The organism is Flavobacterium sp. B330r, from assembly GCF_056824325.1.
In genome coordinates, this window is the sequence record NZ_CP124860.1 from 1871189 (window position 1) to 1888608 (window position 17420).

Annotated in this window: 15 protein-coding genes; 12 read left to right on the forward strand and 3 right to left on the reverse strand. The window is 33.3% G+C overall.

Annotated features, from left to right (window positions below; all coding sequences use genetic code 11):
* The first annotated feature begins 48 nt into the window (after positions 1-48).
* The 11 genes from QLQ95_RS08510 (at position 49) to QLQ95_RS08560 (ending at position 11463) form a co-directional block, all read left to right on the forward strand.
* Positions 49-549 carry a F0F1 ATP synthase subunit B gene (locus QLQ95_RS08510; protein WP_095930604.1) on the forward strand — a complete coding sequence of 167 codons (501 nt, stop codon included), beginning with the start codon at positions 49-51 and terminating at the stop codon, positions 547-549.
* A 4-nt stretch (positions 550-553) separates the two neighbouring features.
* Positions 554-1087, forward strand: a complete 534-nt coding sequence (gene atpH, locus QLQ95_RS08515; RefSeq protein WP_095930605.1) for an ATP synthase F1 subunit delta — start codon at positions 554-556, stop codon at positions 1085-1087.
* Positions 1088-1124: 37 nt separating this feature from the next.
* Entirely contained in the window at positions 1125-2702 is a 1578-nt protein-coding gene (atpA, locus tag QLQ95_RS08520; RefSeq protein WP_095930606.1) for a F0F1 ATP synthase subunit alpha, read from the forward strand.
* A gap of 90 nt (positions 2703-2792) precedes the next feature.
* Entirely contained in the window at positions 2793-3653 is an 861-nt protein-coding gene (atpG, locus tag QLQ95_RS08525) for an ATP synthase F1 subunit gamma (protein ID WP_320495311.1), read from the forward strand.
* A gap of 788 nt (positions 3654-4441) precedes the next feature.
* Positions 4442-4888 carry a GNAT family N-acetyltransferase gene (locus QLQ95_RS08530; RefSeq protein ID WP_095930608.1) on the forward strand — a complete coding sequence of 149 codons (447 nt, stop codon included), beginning with the start codon at positions 4442-4444 and terminating at the stop codon, positions 4886-4888.
* Between the two features lie 96 nt (positions 4889-4984).
* On the forward strand, positions 4985-6445 hold the full coding sequence (locus tag QLQ95_RS08535; RefSeq protein WP_095930609.1) for a lipopolysaccharide biosynthesis protein: 1461 nt from the start codon (positions 4985-4987) through the stop codon (positions 6443-6445).
* Between the two features lie 28 nt (positions 6446-6473).
* Complete coding sequence (dut, locus tag QLQ95_RS08540; RefSeq protein ID WP_198855027.1) at positions 6474-6908, forward strand: dUTP diphosphatase; 435 nt, start codon at positions 6474-6476, stop codon at positions 6906-6908.
* Between the two features lie 65 nt (positions 6909-6973).
* Positions 6974-7990: a sugar phosphate nucleotidyltransferase gene (locus tag QLQ95_RS08545; RefSeq protein WP_320495309.1), complete on the forward strand. Its 1017-nt coding sequence runs from the start codon at positions 6974-6976 to the stop codon at positions 7988-7990.
* A gap of 48 nt (positions 7991-8038) precedes the next feature.
* Positions 8039-9391, forward strand: a complete 1353-nt coding sequence (locus QLQ95_RS08550) for a tetratricopeptide repeat protein (protein WP_320495307.1) — start codon at positions 8039-8041, stop codon at positions 9389-9391.
* 14 nt (positions 9392-9405) lie between these two features.
* Positions 9406-10185, forward strand: a complete 780-nt coding sequence (gene lolB1, locus QLQ95_RS08555; protein ID WP_482503412.1) for a lipoprotein insertase outer membrane protein LolB1 — start codon at positions 9406-9408, stop codon at positions 10183-10185.
* A gap of 24 nt (positions 10186-10209) precedes the next feature.
* Positions 10210-11463: a murein hydrolase activator EnvC family protein gene (locus tag QLQ95_RS08560; protein WP_320495303.1), complete on the forward strand. Its 1254-nt coding sequence runs from the start codon at positions 10210-10212 to the stop codon at positions 11461-11463.
* A gap of 66 nt (positions 11464-11529) precedes the next feature.
* Here the strand turns inward: QLQ95_RS08560 and QLQ95_RS08565 are convergent, their stop codons facing one another.
* From QLQ95_RS08565 to QLQ95_RS08575, 3 genes are all read right to left on the reverse strand, one after another.
* Positions 11530-13110: a RagB/SusD family nutrient uptake outer membrane protein gene (locus QLQ95_RS08565; protein WP_482503414.1), complete on the reverse strand. Its 1581-nt coding sequence runs from the start codon at positions 13108-13110 to the stop codon at positions 11530-11532.
* Positions 13111-13127: 17 nt separating this feature from the next.
* Entirely contained in the window at positions 13128-16118 is a 2991-nt protein-coding gene (locus QLQ95_RS08570; protein WP_482503416.1) for a SusC/RagA family TonB-linked outer membrane protein, read from the reverse strand.
* 365 nt (positions 16119-16483) lie between these two features.
* Positions 16484-16903: a CBS domain-containing protein gene (locus tag QLQ95_RS08575; protein WP_095930617.1), complete on the reverse strand. Its 420-nt coding sequence runs from the start codon at positions 16901-16903 to the stop codon at positions 16484-16486.
* Positions 16904-17027: 124 nt separating this feature from the next.
* On the opposite strand from QLQ95_RS08575, the gene rbfA reads away from it, so the two are divergent.
* A complete protein-coding gene (rbfA, locus tag QLQ95_RS08580) occupies positions 17028-17420 on the forward strand; it encodes a 30S ribosome-binding factor RbfA (protein WP_095930618.1) in 393 nt (130 codons plus the stop codon).

The window sequence follows — 17420 nt, forward strand, 5'->3', positions numbered from 1 at the left end:
GTTGTTACTTTTAAAAAAGAAATTAAATATTTAATATAGTTATATAAAATGGATAAGTTAATTAACGATTTTTCATTCGGATTATTCTTCTGGCAGGCTTTAATCTTGGTAATATTAATTTTGCTTTTAGTAAAATTTGCTTGGAAACCAATTATGGAATCTATTACTGCAAGAGAAGAAGGTATTAAAAATGCATTGCTTTCTGCTGAAAACGCAAAGAGAGAAATGGAAAATTTACAAGCTGACAATCAAAGAATTTTGAATGAAGCTCGTGCAGAACGTGACGCGATGTTGAAAGAGGCTCGCGAAATGAAAGAGAAAATGATTGCTGATTCTAAAAACGAAGCTCAAGAAGCTGGTCAAAAAATGATTGATCAAGCTAAAGCGGCTATCGAAAGCGAAAAAAATGCTGCAATGGCAGAATTGAAATCTCAAGTTTCAACTCTATCTTTGAGTATTGCTGAAAAATTATTGAAAGAAGAACTATCTAATAAAGAATCTCAAACTAAACTGGTAGAGAAATTATTAGGTGACGTAAAGTTAAACTAAGATTATGGCAAGTACAAGAGCAGCAATTCGTTATGCAAAAGCAATTCTAGACTTAGCAAACTCTAAAGGTGTTGCCGAAGCTGTCAATAACGATATGAAATCAATTGCAAATGCAATTGAGACGAATCAAGAATTGAGTACATTTATCCAAAACCCAACAACTACTGTTGAAGTTAAAGAAGGTGCTCTTTTGGAAGTTTTTGCAGATGTAAATGGAGTAACAAAAGGTTTGTTCCATTTATTATTTGAAAACAAAAGATTCGAAATTCTAAATGCAATTGCATTAGAATACAATAAATTATTTGATGAAAGTAATGGTGTTGAAGTAGCAAAAGTTACAACAGCTATTCCAATGGATGCAGCTTTAGAAGCTAAAGTTTTGGCAAAAGTTGCAACTTTATCAGATAAAAAAATTACAATAGAAAATGTAGTAGATCCTTCAATTATTGGTGGATTTATTTTGAGAATAGGAGATAATCAGTACAACGCTTCAGTTGCTAACAGATTACAAGTATTAAAAAGAGAGTTAAGTAATTAGTTTTATAACACAAAAAGTGTCTAAATTATAAATTAAGATGGCGGAAATCAAACCTGCTGAAATTTCAGCAATATTAAGAAAGCAAGTAGAAGGTTTTGAATCTGGTGCTACGCTAGAGGAAGTAGGATCAGTACTTCAAGTTGGAGACGGTATTGCTCGTGTTTACGGGCTATCTAATGTTCAATATGGTGAGTTAGTGGAATTTGATAACGGTATGGAAGGTATCGTATTGAATCTTGAGGAGGATAATGTTGGGGTTGTATTATTAGGACCATCAACTGGAATTAAAGAAGGATCTACAGCAAAAAGAACTCAACGTATTGCTTCTCTTAAAGTTGGTGAGCAAATGGTAGGACGTGTAGTTAACACTCTTGGTTTTCCAATTGATGGAAAAGGACCAATCGGTGGTGACTTATACGAAATGCCTTTAGAAAGAAAAGCACCTGGAGTTATCTTCCGTCAGCCAGTAACTGAGCCATTACAAACAGGAGTAAAAGCAGTTGATGCTATGATTCCAGTTGGTCGTGGACAGCGTGAGCTTGTAATCGGTGACCGTCAAACAGGTAAATCTACTGTTTGTATCGATACAATCTTAAATCAAAAAGAATTTTACGATGCAGGAAAACCTGTATTCTGTATATATGTTGCAATTGGACAAAAAGCTTCAACTGTAGCGGGAATCGCTAAAATGTTAGAAGAAAAAGGAGCAATGGCTTATACAGTTATCGTTGCTGCTAATGCTTCTGACCCAGCTCCTATGCAAGTTTACGCTCCATTCGCTGGTGCTGCAATTGGAGAATACTTCAGAGATTCTGGTCGTCCAGCTCTTATTGTTTATGATGATTTATCTAAACAAGCTGTTGCTTACCGTGAGGTTTCTCTTTTATTAAGAAGACCACCGGGACGTGAGGCTTACCCTGGAGACGTTTTCTACTTACACTCTCGTTTATTAGAGCGTGCTTGTAAAGTAATCGCTGATGATGGTATCGCTAAAAACATGAACGATTTACCAGATTCTATTAAGTCTATCGTAAAAGGTGGTGGTTCATTAACTGCATTGCCAATTATCGAAACTCAAGCTGGTGACGTTTCTGCATATATCCCAACAAACGTAATTTCTATTACAGATGGTCAGATTTTCCTTGATGGAGATTTGTTCAACTCTGGGGTTCGTCCTGCAATTAACGTAGGTATCTCTGTATCTCGTGTTGGAGGTAATGCTCAAATTAAATCAATGAAAAAAGTTTCTGGAACTTTAAAATTAGATCAAGCTCAATTCCGTGAATTAGAAGCTTTCGCTAAATTTGGTTCTGACTTAGATTCTGTTACTTTAAACGTAATCGAAAAAGGAAAAAGAAACGTTGAGATCTTGAAACAAGGTTTAAATGATCCTTATACAGTTGAAAACCAAGTAGCTATTATCTACGCTGGTTCTAAAAACTTATTAAAAAATGTTCCTGTTAATAAAGTAAAAGAATTCGAAGCAGATTTCTTAGCTTACTTAAACAGCAAACATAAAGATACACTTAACGCTTTGAAAGCTGGAAAATTAGATGACGCTATTACAGATGTTATCGAAAAAGCGGCAAAAGAAGTTTCAGCAAAATATAACTAATTAGATAATTGGTAAATTAGATAATTAGATAATGTTCTATCATTATTCTAATTATCTAATTTTAAAATTGTCGCATTTTCTAATTAATAGATGGCAAATTTAAAGGAAATCCGTAATAGAATTACTTCCGTTTCATCGACGATGCAGATTACATCGGCTATGAAAATGGTTTCTGCTGCAAAGCTGAAGAAAGCACAAGATGCAATCACTGCAATGCGTCCTTATGCCGAGAAATTAACGGAGTTATTGCAAGATCTTTCTGCTACACTAGAAGGTGAAATAGGAGGAGATTACACTACACAACGTGAAGTAAAAAAAGTATTGTTAGTTGCTGTAACTTCAAATAGAGGTTTATGCGGTGCTTTCAATTCAAATATTATTAAAGAGATTAAAAATCGTACTGAGTTTTATGCTGGAAAGCAAGTTGACGTTTTTGCCATTGGTAAAAAAGGTGGTGATGCTTTAGTTAAAACACATAAAATTCACGGTCATCATAATGCAATTTTTGATCATTTGACATTTGAAAATGTTGCTGGAATTGCAGATAATTTGACTGAGAAATTCTTATCTGGAGAATACGATAGAATTGAGTTAGTATACAATCAGTTTAAAAATGCTGCTACTCAGATTGTTCAAGTAGAGCAGTTTTTACCGTTGGCACCTATTAATACTGATGGTGCTGCTGTTTCTGGAGATTATATTTTTGAACCAGGAAAAGAAGAAATTGTATTAGCTTTAATTCCTAAGTCTTTAAAAACACAATTATACAAAGGTATTCGTGATTCTTTTGCTTCTGAGCATGGAGCACGTATGACTGCAATGCACAAAGCAACAGATAACGCAACTGAATTAAGAAACCAATTAAAATTAACTTACAACAAAGCTCGTCAGGCTGCGATTACAAGTGAGATTTTGGAAATCGTTGGTGGAGCAGAAGCTTTGAATGGATAATTTATCCTATTATATATAAAAAGAAAAGCCAGCTAATGCTGGCTTTTCTTTTATTGGAAGTTTTATTCTTTTTTAAAAATAATTTTATAAAATGGTGATTCTCAAATTACAGTTAAGTTGAGAATCACTACCATTTTATAAAAATAGACAGATAACTCTGCGTGCTTTGTCTTTCATGGGAACAAACTAGCTTTATTAATCCCAATGCTCTGTTTTTTTAAGGGTTACAATACAGCAGAATCAATCCCTTATGCTTTGTCTTTTGTGGGAACAAACAAGCTTTATCAGTCCCAGTGCTCTGTTTTTATTAGGGTTACAATACAGCTGAATCAATCCCTTATGCTTTGTCTTTTATGGGAACAAACAAGCTTTATTAGTCCCAGTGCTTTCTTTTTTTTGAAGGGTTGTTGCTAGCTTTCTCATTCCCTTTGAGACAAATTTAAAAAAACAGTGTAAAAAAAATGTTACATAATTTTCATGTGTATTTTATATATTTCACATGTTGTGTTAAAAAACAGTATAATTATCTGTAAGTAAGGAGATTGATGAAACATTACGAATGTTTCTGTAGTTTTGCTCAGACATTCCTCAGTTAGTCTGCTATCAAGAAGTTTTCAAAGCATTGCTTTTATGTAAAAACGTAAAAAAATCGAATTTATTTTTCTGAGATAAAATTAATGTCCAATAAATTAGTTAAAGATTTATAAGAAGAAGAGATAGATGGATGAAAACAGATTCTTTGATGATTATATTTTGAGTATTTTTGACTTCTATTTCATTTTTAAACGATGGCTTTACAAATAAAAGAGCTAACTACCATTGAGGATATGGCTGCTCAAATAAGTACAATTCGATTTTTGTATCCTAATATATCTCTAGAAAAATATCAATCATTTCTTTCTGAAATGGTTCCGCATAACTATATTCAGATTGCAATATTTGAAGATGATATTTGTCTCGGTCTAACAGGTTGCTGGTCGGCTACAAAACTTTGGACGGGAAAATATCTAGAAATTGACAATTTTGTTGTTAATCCGGATCATCGATCTAAAGGAATTGGAAAATTGCTTACCGATTATATAGAGAAAAAAGCAATTGAGTTAAATTGCAGCAGTATAGTTTTGGATGCTTTTACAGGAAATTTTGGAGCACATAGATTCTATTATAACCAAGGATATGCTCCAAAAGGTTTTCATTTTGTCAAAATTTTGGATGAAAAGAAAATGACAGTCTAAGAAACGACCAGAAGTTTTCTTTATTGCATCAACAAAAACTCCATTAAACAAAAGAAATGGTTATTTTTGTCTCACAAACATTATTAGAATTATATTTTGGGATTATATAAAAATCTATTCAAGCAAACGGCAATTTACGGACTGGCGACAGTTTTACCGAGAATGCTAAGTTTTTTATTAGTGAGATTATATACAGGAATTTTGCCTACGGCTGAGTATGGTGAAGTTTCGATCGTATTGTCTTGGATGGTTTTCTTTAACGTGGTTCTTTCTTACGGAATGGAAACTGCGTTTTTTAGATTTTACAGTGCCGAAGAAGATAAGAAAAATGTAATAGCCACTTCGACTATTTCTATATTTTGGACCTCAATAATCTTTCTTTTTGTTGGGTTAATTTTTAGAAACACACTGGCAAATCTAGCCGAAGTTGATGTTCAATACATTACTTATACCGTATGGATTTTAGTTTTAGATGCACTGGTTTTAATTCCGTTTTCTAAACTTAGAGCCAATCAGAGACCGATGGTTTATGCGGCGATCAAGATTGGAAATGTTGTTATAAACTTACTGCTGAATATATTTTTCTTGATTTATCTGCCAAAATTGGCGGCAGAAAATCCGAATTCTGTTTGGGATAATTTATATGTACAAAATTTCCAAATTGCTTATATTTTCATTGCAAACCTTTTGGCAAGTTTGGCAACTTTTATTGTGCTCTCTCCAAATTATCTTTCGCTTGGACGAAAATTCGATCCTGTGCTTTGGAAGAAAATGATGAAGTATGGATTGCCTATTTTAGTGGCTGGACTAGCGTTTGCAGTAAATGAACACTTCGATAAAATTCTATTAGGATATTTACTTCCAGAAAATTTAGCAAAGTCTGAAGTTGGAGCTTATTCTGCTTGTTACAAACTAGGACTATTTATGGTTCTTTTTGCAACTGCTTTCAGATTAGGAATTGAGCCATTCTTTTTTAGTCATGCTAAAAATGAAAATGCACCGCAAACTTATGCGGTAATTACTAAATATTTTGTGATTCTGGGATCATTAATTTTATTAGGTGTAATTGTTTTTGCCGACGTTTTGAAATATTTGTTATTAGATAATAAATCGTATTGGGAAGCCATGAAAGTGGTGCCATTAATTATTTTGGCAAATTTCTTTTTAGGGATTTACAACAATTTATCAGTTTGGTATAAACTGACGGATAAAACAAAAATTGGAGCTTACATTTCTATTGTAGGAGCAATTGTTACCTTGATTTTAAATTATCTATTAATTCCGAAATACAGCTATTATGGTTCTGCAATTGCGACCATTTCAGCTTATGGTAGTATGATGCTTATTTCTTATGTTTTAGGAAATAAATATTACCCGATTCCTTATGACATGAACAAAATTGGCGCTTATCTAGGCGTTTCAATATTGTTTTCAATTATCTCTTTTTACGGATTTAGAGAAAAATATTATGTTGGAATTCCGCTTCTTTTAGTCTTTATGTATATGGTTTACCATTTTGAAAAAGATACTATTAAAGGAATAATGAAGAGAAAATAAGACGCTTTTAAAAATTTTATATTTAAAAATGAAAATTCAAATTATCAATAAATCACAGCACGATTTACCAAATTACGAAACGATTGCTTCTGCAGGTATGGACTTGCGTGCCAATATTATAGAACCAATTACGTTAAAGCCTTTAGAAAGAACTATTGTAAAAACAGGACTTTTTATCGAATTGCCAATTGGTTACGAAGCACAAGTAAGACCAAGAAGCGGTCTGGCTGCAAAAAAAGGCGTAACGGTTTTAAATTCGCCAGGAACTATTGATGCAGATTACAGAGGAGAAATAGGAGTAATTTTAGTAAATTTATCTAATGACGATTTTGTAATCGAAAATGGAGAACGAATTGCACAGCTGATTATTGCTAAACATGAAAGAGCAGAATGGATCGAAGTTGAAACACTTACTGAAACATCAAGAGGTGAAGGAGGCTTTGGAAGCACTGGAGTGAAATAATAAAAAAGAAAGACCAAACCCAATGAAGATTTTTATAAAATCTTCACATAAAATCAAATAAGAAAATGAAGATAATTGTGCCAATGGCGGGCCGTGGATCAAGATTGAGGCCTCATACATTAACCGTTCCAAAACCATTAATTCCAGTTGCAGGAAAATCTATCGTTCACCGTTTAGTAGAAGATATTGCAAAAATTTTAAAGGAACCAATTGAAGAAGTTGCTTTTATTTTAGGAGACGAGGCTTTTTTTGGAGATGATGTTGTAGCAAGTCTAGAAGATCTAGCAAAAGGATTAGGGGCTAAAGCTTCTATCTATCGTCAGGATCAGCCTTTAGGAACTGGACATGCGATTATGTGTGCGAAGGATTCTCTTTCTGGACCAGCTGTAATTGCTTACGCAGATACTTTAATTAGAGCTGATTTTGAATTAGATCCAGAAGCAGATGCTGTAATCTGGGTAAAACAAGTAGATCAGCCAGAGGCTTTTGGTGTTGTAAAACTAAACCAAAATAATGAAATTGTAGAATTGGTTGAAAAACCAAAAGAGTTTGTAAGCGATTTAGCCGTTATCGGAATTTATTATTTTAAAGAAGTTGGAGTTTTAAGAAACGAACTTCAAAATGTTTTGGATAATAACATTCAGAATGGTGGAGAATACCAGATAAATGATGGTATCAAAGCGATGATGGCAAACGGAAAAGTTTTTAAAACTGGAAGCGTTGATGAGTGGATGGATTGCGGAAACAAAGATGTTACCGTTGAAACGAATACTAGAATGTTAGGTTTTCTTCACAATGATGGCGAGCATTTAGTAGATTATGGTGTGACGTTAGAGAATTCAACTATTATTCCGCCTTGTTATATTGGAGAAAATGTGGTCTTGAAAAATACGACAATCGGACCAAATGTTTCTCTTGGAAATGGATGCCACGTAACAGACAGTATTATCAAAAACAGTTTGGTACAAACGTATTCTAAAATTAAAAATGCTAATCTTGATAATGCAATGATTGGAAACCATGTAAGTTACGATGGTAAATTTACAAGCATCAGCATTGGAGATTACGCTGTTTTAGAATAAAATAAAAATTAGCAAAATTTCGTTTTGTTTAAAATGTAATTTTTACAAATGATAAAAAAAAGAGTTTTTACAGTTTTGTTTTTTGCTTTCTTCAGCGCATCATTTTCGGTTTTTGCACAGACAGAACCCGAAGATATTGCCATGGCACCAGACGAATACCAAGACTCGTTTTATGAATCTTTAAAACAAAAAGGAATTGAAAATTATGATAAAGCCATTGTATCATTGGAGAAATGTATCAAACTGAAACCCAATGATGCAGTTGCTTATTTTGAATTAGGAAAAAACTATCTGGCGCTTAAACAATATCCAAACGCGCAAGATGCTTTTGAAAAAGCAACACAGCTTGATCCTAAAAACAAATGGTTTTGGCTTGGAATTTACGATGTAAGTTATGAGACAAAAAACTATCCGCTGGCAATTGAAATTATTCAAAAAATAATTGCTTTTGACGAAGAATATAAAGACGATTTGATTTCGTTATACATGATTACCAATCAGTATGACAAGGCATTGACAGCGATTAACGAAATGAACGATAAGTTCGGAAAATCGTCTGATCGCGAAATTTATAAAGCGCAGATTTTATCGCAAGGAAAATATCAGAATGCCGAAATTGATAATTTGATTCAACAGATTAAAAAAGATCCAAAAGAAGAATCGAATTATTTGAATCTCATTCTTTTATATTCAAAAAATAATGAAAATGAGAAATCGCTTGAAGTAGCAAAACAGCTGGCAAAAGAGATACCAAATTCTGAATGGGCGCAGGTAAGTTTATTTAAAACTTATTTAGATGCCAATCAGGCCGATAAAGCTATAAAATCAATGAATGTGATTTTAGCAAGCTCAAAAATTGATTCAAAAATCAAACATAGAACTTTGAATGAGTTTTTGATTTATGTAAATAAAAATCCACAGTATTCTGCCGATTTAGAAAAAGCCATTTCTTATTTTGACAATGATAAAGATGTTGACGTAGCCAAAGAAATTGGAAAGTTTTATCACAGCAAAGGACAATTTGAAAATGCCATTAAATATTATGAAAAAGATTTAAAAGCAAATTCAGATACTGATCTTGAAACCAATATGTTATTGCTGGACGCATATGCCCAGGCAAAACAATACGAGCCAATGACCAAAAGAGCCATGATGCTGATCGAAGTTTATCCGAGTCAGGCTCAATTTTATTACTATGCAGGTTTAGGAAGCAATCAGCTTAAACAGTTTAAAAATGCAAAAACCGTTTTAGAAATGGGTCTTGATTATGTGGTGGATGACGTAAAATTAGAATCAAATTTTAATATTCAGTTAGGAGAGGCATACAATGGATTGGGAGATGCAAAGAAAAAAGAGGAATACTTTTTGAAGGCAAATGAATTATTAAAGAAGAAAAAATAAAAAAGAGAATTCAGATGAAAAAATATATATCAATACTAGTATTGTCTATTGCTGTAATTTCATGTAAATCGAAAGCAGTAGCAGTACAGGGAAATACAAGCCAGACAATTGCACCAAAAGAAGACAAAAAAGTAATCGAAAAACATTATGATAATAAGTTAGATTTTTCGACTTTATACATCAAAGCAAGTGCAAAATATGTTGATGAAAAACAAAGCCAAAATGTTACTGCTGAGATTAGAATCGAAAAAGATAAACAGATTTTAATAAGCATTCGTTTCTTAGGAATAACAATGGCAAAAGCTTTAATAACACCTGATGCAGTAAGTTATTATGAGAAAATAAACAGTACATATTACGAAGGTGATTTTACTAGTTTAAGCAAATGGTTAGGAACAGATTTAGATTATTCTAAAGTTCAGAATCTGTTGATTGGAGAAGCATTTGATGATTTAAGAAAAGGAAAATATACTCAAACTATTGTAGATAATCTTTTTAGGCTAGACGAAGAAAAAGATGCCAATTTGAAAAAAACCTTTTTCTTAGACGGAGAGAAATATTTAATTCAGAAAGAAGAAATTTCGCAGCCATCAGAAAACAGAACTTTACAAATTGCGTATTCTGACACTAAAAATTTTGATCAAGGAGCCTTACCAACAAGCATCGAAATTAATGCAGTGCAGCCAAAAGACAAAACAAGTATTAACTTGAATTACAATAATATTTCATTTAATGAAGAACTTTCTTTTCCGTATAGTGTTCCAAGCGGTTATAAAAAAGTTACAATTAAGTAAATTTGCAAAAATAAAAATAGAAAGATGCCAAAATTTCTCCTAAGTCTAGTTTTAGTTTGTGCCACTACATTTGTATGGGCGCAAGATTCTCAGCAAGAAAAACTGGAGCAGCGTAAAGCTCAAATTCAGCAGGAAATCAGAGATAACGAAAAGATGCTACAGTCTGTTCGAAAAAAAGAGAAATCTGCTGTAAATGAATATTTAATTCAGGCAAACAAAATCAAGCTAAAAGAGAAATTAATCAATACTACAGCAAAACAAGAAAAACTGATTAGTAATGATATGTACATTAATCAGGTTCAGGTTAATAAACTTAAAAAAGAATTGAAAGTTCTAAAGGAAGACTATGCCGAGATGATTTTAAAATCATACAAAAGCCGTTCTGAACAGAGTCGTGCTATGTTCATTTTATCTTCTGAAAGTTTCTTACAAGCTTATAAAAGAGCGCAATACCTAAAACAATATACTGCTTTCAGAAAAAATCAAGGTCTTGAAATTCAGTCCAAAACGGCTCAATTAGTAGATTTTAATGCTAAATTGGATGGTCAAAGACAAATAAAAAAGAAGGTAATTGCTGAAAACCAGAAAGAGAAAGTTACGTTGGAAGCAGAGAAAAAAGAACAACAGAAATTAGTTAATGCCCTTAAAAAGGATAAGAATAAAATTGCTGCAGATATCAGATCAAAACAAAGTGAAGCGAAAAGAATTGACAAACAAATTGATCGTTTAATTCGTGAAGCCATTGCTGAAGCCAATAGAAAAGCAGCTGCAGAAAGAGCAAAAGCGAATCCAGGATCTAGCGAAGCAAAAGCACCAGTGTCTTCTTCTAAAATTGCATTGACACCAGAAGACAAAATTTTAGCTGCAGATTTTAAAGCCAACAGAGGAAGATTACCATGGCCAGTTGAAAAAGGATTTATTTCTCTTGGATATGGAGATCAGCCACACCCATTGCATCCTTCAATTACAGTTCACAATTCTGGAGTTGAGATTACAACAGAAGACGGGGCAAGCGCTAGAGCAGTATTTGCTGGAGAAGTTTCTAAAGTAATCGTTTTATCACCTGTGAATAAAGCAGTCGTGATTCAGCATGGAGACTTTTTCACGGTATATCAAAATTTAAGCTCTGTTTCGGTTAGCCAAGGAGATAAAGTGACTATCAAGCAAAATATTGGAAAAGTAAGAACAAGTGGAGATACGGGAAAAACAATTATTAAATTCTTGATTCTTCAAAATACATCAAATAATAATCCAGAAGGATGGCTGCAAAGTAGATAAAATTCTTCCAAAAGATTATCCTATAAAAAATCCTTTCCATCGAACTGATGGAAAGGATTTTCTGTTTTAATTACTTACATTATCAGGATTTTGAATTAATGCAGGATTAGAATCTAAATCGTATCTCGGAATTTTAAATAAGAAATTTTTAGAAGGAATAAATTGTAAAGGGTTGTTTACGTACATGTTGATTCCGTTGTCATTTCCGTATTTGACATGTTCAGAAACATTTTTTCCAATACGATTGGTTCTTAATTCATCAAAAAACAATAATCCCTCTCCAACAAATTCCCATCCTCTTTCTTTATAAATGGCATCTGCAAATTGCTCTTTGCTTAAGCCTGGAGTTAAATCTGGCAGTTTTGCTCTGTTTCGTACTTTGTTTACATACGCGTAAGCGGCAGCAGGACCGTTGATTTCATTTTCTGCTTCGGCATAATCTAGCAACACATCGGCATAACGAATGACATAAGAATTTGCCTGAGGTTTTTTTAGCGAAGCAGAACTTTCGGTTCTGTCATAAAATTTCAGATTTCCTGGCGAGGCTGTTTTCCATCCTTTAGAGCCGGGAAAGAAACCTTTGTCGGCTGGAACAAATTCGATGGTTTGCAAAATATGACTTGAATTTCCTTTTTCAGTGACATTTACTTTTGTTAAAAAACTACCTTCTTTTCTTGTATCATCATTGCTATAAGAAAGATAATGCTGAATTGAAGGACCGAATCTGTGATACATATAACAGCCCAGCGTTGTCTCAGTTATATTTACACCAAACATAACATGGTTATTATTATATTCATTTTCAACACTGCCATATTGCAATTCAAAAACAGATTCTATTCCGTTTTTATTGTTGATGTTCCACCAAAACCATAAATCTTTAAAGTTGGATTGTAAATCGTATTGACCAGACTGAATAACTTTTGCGGTGTAATCTTTAGACTTTTGAAAAAAGGTTTTGTCTCCCGTCATGCTTCCTCTTGTAAGGTACAAATCTCCAAGCAGGGCTTGCGCAGCTCCTTTTGAAGCTCTCCAAATATTGTCGCTTTGATAACCCGATTTTTGAGGTAAATTTTCTTCGGCATATTCAAGATCTGCAATAATGTAAGCGTAGGTCTCTTCGGTTGTTTTTCTTGGTATTGCCAAGTTTTTTAAACCTTCTGTAAAAGTTTCCGGAATTGGGACACCTCCATACATACGAACTAAATTGTAATACGTTGCCGCCCTCAGAAATCTTGCTTCGGCAAAATATCTTTTTTTAAGCGTTTCGTCCATTTCAACATCTTCCCCTCTGCCAATAACTAAATTTGCTCGGTTGATAATGTTGTAGGCATCATCCCAATTGGTAATCACCATTTTATCAGCATTATTCATGTCTGACCAAACGTTCCAAAGTTGGGCATCGTCTTTTGCGTAAGCAGGCGAACCAAATTCGGTTAACACTTCCAAATACATAATATATTTGTAATTGCCATTAAATCCGTTTTGATAACCATCGTAAACGCTTACCAAAGCAGTATTTAATTCATCTGCATTTTTATAGTAATTACCAGGCGATAGGAAAGTAAATGGTTCTTCAGCCAAATCGGTGCACTGTGAAAAAAGCAGTAATGCACAACCCGAAAAGATATATTTTTGAATTTTCATTTGTATAGTTTTTTAAATTAAAATTTCGCAGTAAAACCAATCAGCATTGTTTTTACATAAGGAGAAGTTACATTTCCACTTTCTGGATTATATCCTCTGTGGTTGGCAATATTGATAAAGTTCTGCGCATTCACGTACACGCTTAATTGTTTTACCCAATCAACACTTTTGATTACGTTAGATAAATTGTAAGCTAGTTTAATGTTTTTAACTACAAAATAATTCCAATCTCCGTTTGTACGATCAGACAGATACACATCTTTAGCACCTGCTCTTGGGAAATTTCCAGACGGATTTGTCGGACTCCACATTCTATCATAAGCATATTGAGTCGGAATATAATTTCTGTTCTGAATCTGGTTTTCACCAAAAATCATATAATTGCTATCTTCATCAGAAGCTAGACCAGTTGCGCCTTGTCCGTAAATGTCTAAGGTCAAATTCTTATAACTTAGATTAGTTGATATTCCGTAAAAGAAATCAGGAGAAGTTGTTCCGATATTTACGTAATCGTCATTATTAATGATTTTATCGTTGTTTTTGTCCACATACATTTCTTCTCCAAGCTGTGCTGTTGGACGTATTTGCTGATAGGCAGTCAGCTGTTCCTGCGTTTTAATAATACCAGCAGATTCTCTAGCCCAAACACTATTTACAGGCTGACCAACAATTAGATATTTAGCAATTCCAGCAGAAGAACTTCCAACATTTATGCGGCTAACATCTCCATAAAGGCTCACAATTTCGTTTTTGTTTTTAGAGAAATTACCGCTTATATCCCACTTAAAATTAGAGTCTATTACTTTTACTCTTGCCGTAACTTCAAAACCAATATTTTTGACTTCGCCAATATTCTGAAGCATACTAGAATAACCAGAAGTGGTAGGAATAGGAACGTTGTATAAAAGATCTGAAGTTTGTCTCTGATAAAAATCTAAGTTCAAATCAAATCTTTTCCATAAGCTTAAATCGACTCCAGCATTGTACTGAATGTTGCGTTCCCATTTCAAATCAGGATTTCCAATTGTCTCCACAAATCCAAAAATCGGATTGTTATCGTACACATAATTTGCTTTAACAAGTTTAGACAAAGATTGATAATTACCAATTTCCTGATTACCTGTGACACCATAACTTGCTCTAAGTTTTAAAGCAGAAATTACATTACTGTCTTTAAGAAAATTTTCTTTGTCAACATTCCAGCCGAGTCCCACAGAAGGGAAAAATCCCCATTTGTTGTTGCTTCCAAAACGAGACGATCCATCATAACGACCAGTTAAGGTTATAAGATATTTTTCGTTGTAAGCATAAGAAGTTCTAGCTGTCCATGAAATTAATTTGCTCGAATATTTGTTAGAAGAATTGGTAATACTTGCTCGATCTGCATAAGTGATATCATTTGCTCCTGTAGCATCATTTTGAAAACCAGAGCCTTTTACGCCCAAATCTTCATAAACATATTCTTGCCATGAATAAACCGCTGTTGCAGTAAGACTATGTTTATCTTTCCAAGTATTAGCATAACTTAAAATATTGTCGGTTAGCTGAGAGCTTTGTCTTCTGTAATATTGTCCTCCAGTTCCTGTGTTTCCAGATCCAATTCCAGCAGTAGATTTTGAAGTATAATATTCATATTGTTTTTCATTAGAAATATCTACGCCATAATTCGTTTTAAAAGTCAAATTTTTGGCAAGTTTAAAATGCGCATACACATCGCCAAGAATACGATCTGTAGAAATTTCGTTTGTCATTTCAAATGCCTCCGAAACAGGATTCCAAGTTCCTTCAAAATAAGAACTTACCGCAGGATCTTCTGTAGCATAATACCAGCTTCCATCTGGATTTTTTACAGGTATTGTTGGCCAGCCGTATCTGAAAATGTCTCCAGTCGGATTGTTTCGAATATCTCTTTGCGAACGACCCACTTGTAAATGTGTTCCAACTGTAAGCCAAGGTTTGTACTCGTGATTTAAATTGGTTCTAAGAGTCAGTTTTTTAAAACCAGACGCTTCTACAATTCCGTCTTGTGAAAAAATATTTCCGGAAAGTAGATAAGTTGTGTTTTCTTTTCCACCGCTAAAAGACAAAGAATAGTTTTGCATAAGCGCCATATTCTGAATAATTTCATCCTGCCAGTCTGTATTAATATTTGGGGCAGGATTGGTAGCAGAGTAAACAGGTTTTCCTGTAGAATACGTGTAAGCGTCATTTATAAAATTGATAAAACTATCTCGACTTAATGTTTTAGGAAGTCGGGTAGGAGTTGAGATTCCCTGAGTGCCTACGATTTCTAAATTGTTTTGTCCTTTTTTCCCTCTTTTTGTTGTAATCAAAATAACACCATTTGCCCCTCTCGATCCGTAAATAGCAGCCGAAGATGCATCTTTAAGAATCTCCATAGATTCAATGTCGTTAGAACTTATGTCATTTAAGTTACTATTTACCAGCGGAAAACCATCAACTACAATTAAAGGATCATTGCCTGCACTAACAGATCCGTTTCCGCGAATTCTTATTTTCGGAGAAGAACCTGGAGAAGAATCGTTGTTTAAAACAGCTACACCAGCAGCTCGTCCTTGAACAGCTTCTAATGGATTAGAACTGGTAACGGTATTAAGAACATCTCCTTTAATTTGTGCGATCGATCCCGTTAAATCACTTTTTTTCATAGTTCCATAACCCACAACAACTACTTCTTTGAGCTCGGCAACTTCATCGCTTAATGTGATATCTATAATGGAAGATTGTTCAACCGTTTTTTCGATTGTTTTAGAACCAGTAGAACTAAAAACTAAAACGCTTCCCGTATTGGCGTTTATGGAATATTTTCCATCAAAGTCGGAAATGGTGTTGATTTGTGAACCCTTTACGACAATATTCGCTCCGGGAATTGGAATTCCGTTGGAATCCGTGATTGATCCACTTACCATTTTGTTTTGTGCTAGTGTGGTTAGATGCACAAAAATGGAAAAGATCAAAATTAACAAATGGCTAATTTTGTTTTTCATAAGAATAGATTTCGGTTAGTTAAAGTTGTTTAAACTTATTTATAACAGAAACCCTTAGTATCCTGTTCTATCCTGTTAGTTTTGAATTGAATAAGTTCTTTTTACAAGAATCCTTGAGTCTTTTTTTCTTTGAAACGCTGATTTACTGCTTTTTAAGTTTAGTAGTACTAATTTTATTTTTATCAAAAAAAATGTAAAATTTTAACAATAATAAAATTATTTAATAATGAAATATGTGTTGATTTTTTGTTGTGATGTTTAAAAAATTATATAATTTATTGAAATATGTGTTATGTAAAAAACAAAAGTGGCAGAAAGAATGCTCTGCCACTTTTAAGAATAAATGTATGTATGATGAATATTTGTTAATCGTACTGTTCTAAGAGATATTTCATGACATCAGTTGTAGTAACAATTCCTTTCAATTCTCCATTGTCAACAACTGGAAGAGCATGAAATTCTTCTTTCACAAAAATTTCGGCTAAATCTCTTATTATGGTATCAGATGATACTGTTTTCGGTTTCGAAGTCATAACCTGAGAAATAGTTAGCATTTCTAATATCGCTTCATCGGCATTTTCCTGACCTTCAAATAAAGCTCCAAAAGTTAATCGGTTTATATCAGTTCGGCTAATAATTCCAACAACTTCTTTACCTTTTACAATCGGAATGTGACGTATTGTATGTGCTTTTAATTTTTCGACTACTTTTTTAAGATCATCTTTTTCGTTTGCAGTCACTACGGTTTTAGTCATAATATGACTAATTGGTTCTCTTTTTTTCATGATAGATTAGTTTTATATTTATATCAAATATGTAGAATAATTCCCTCAAAAGCCATGACCTTTATCAGCTTTTAAAACAATTAAAAGAGCATGTAATACGACTAAATTTTAGTATTTTTGCAGTATGGAAACAAATAGACAGAAAAAAATAGGCGGTGTTATTCAGAAAGATCTGGTTGACATTTTGCAAGGTGAAGTGAGAAAAAACGGAATTACAAATTTGGTAATTTCTGTATCCAAAGTGAGTGTAACTACAGATTTATCTGTGGCGACAGTATATTTAAGTATTTTTCCACAAGAAAAAGCCAAAGAAACTTTAGAGGCAATTAAAACCAATACCACTTTAATCAAACATGATTTATCACAACGTGTACGTTTGCAATTGCGCCGTGTTCCTAATTTAGTATTCTTCATAGACGATTCATTAGATTACATCGAGAAAATCGACAATGCACTTGCAGGAAAAGAAAACCCAATAGAAAACAGAGATCTTTTAGAAAAAAGAAGAAAATCATAA

Coding starts and splice junctions, on each gene's coding strand:
- atpG (WP_320495311.1), top strand. CDS start 2,793: ATGGCAAATTTAAAGGAAATCCGTAATAGAATTACTTCCGTTTCATCG.
- atpH (WP_095930605.1), top strand. CDS start 554: ATGGCAAGTACAAGAGCAGCAATTCGTTATGCAAAAGCAATTCTAGAC.
- QLQ95_RS08550 (WP_320495307.1), top strand. CDS start 8,039: ATGATAAAAAAAAGAGTTTTTACAGTTTTGTTTTTTGCTTTCTTCAGC.
- QLQ95_RS08575 (WP_095930617.1), bottom strand. CDS start 16,903: ATGAAAAAAAGAGAACCAATTAGTCATATTATGACTAAAACCGTAGTG.
- QLQ95_RS08530 (WP_095930608.1), top strand. CDS start 4,442: ATGGCTTTACAAATAAAAGAGCTAACTACCATTGAGGATATGGCTGCT.
- dut (WP_198855027.1), top strand. CDS start 6,474: ATGAAAATTCAAATTATCAATAAATCACAGCACGATTTACCAAATTAC.
- QLQ95_RS08545 (WP_320495309.1), top strand. CDS start 6,974: ATGAAGATAATTGTGCCAATGGCGGGCCGTGGATCAAGATTGAGGCCT.
- lolB1 (WP_482503412.1), top strand. CDS start 9,406: ATGAAAAAATATATATCAATACTAGTATTGTCTATTGCTGTAATTTCA.
- QLQ95_RS08510 (WP_095930604.1), top strand. CDS start 49: ATGGATAAGTTAATTAACGATTTTTCATTCGGATTATTCTTCTGGCAG.
- QLQ95_RS08565 (WP_482503414.1), bottom strand. CDS start 13,110: ATGAAAATTCAAAAATATATCTTTTCGGGTTGTGCATTACTGCTTTTT.
- QLQ95_RS08570 (WP_482503416.1), bottom strand. CDS start 16,118: ATGAAAAACAAAATTAGCCATTTGTTAATTTTGATCTTTTCCATTTTT.
- QLQ95_RS08560 (WP_320495303.1), top strand. CDS start 10,210: ATGCCAAAATTTCTCCTAAGTCTAGTTTTAGTTTGTGCCACTACATTT.
- rbfA (WP_095930618.1), top strand. CDS start 17,028: ATGGAAACAAATAGACAGAAAAAAATAGGCGGTGTTATTCAGAAAGAT.
- atpA (WP_095930606.1), top strand. CDS start 1,125: ATGGCGGAAATCAAACCTGCTGAAATTTCAGCAATATTAAGAAAGCAA.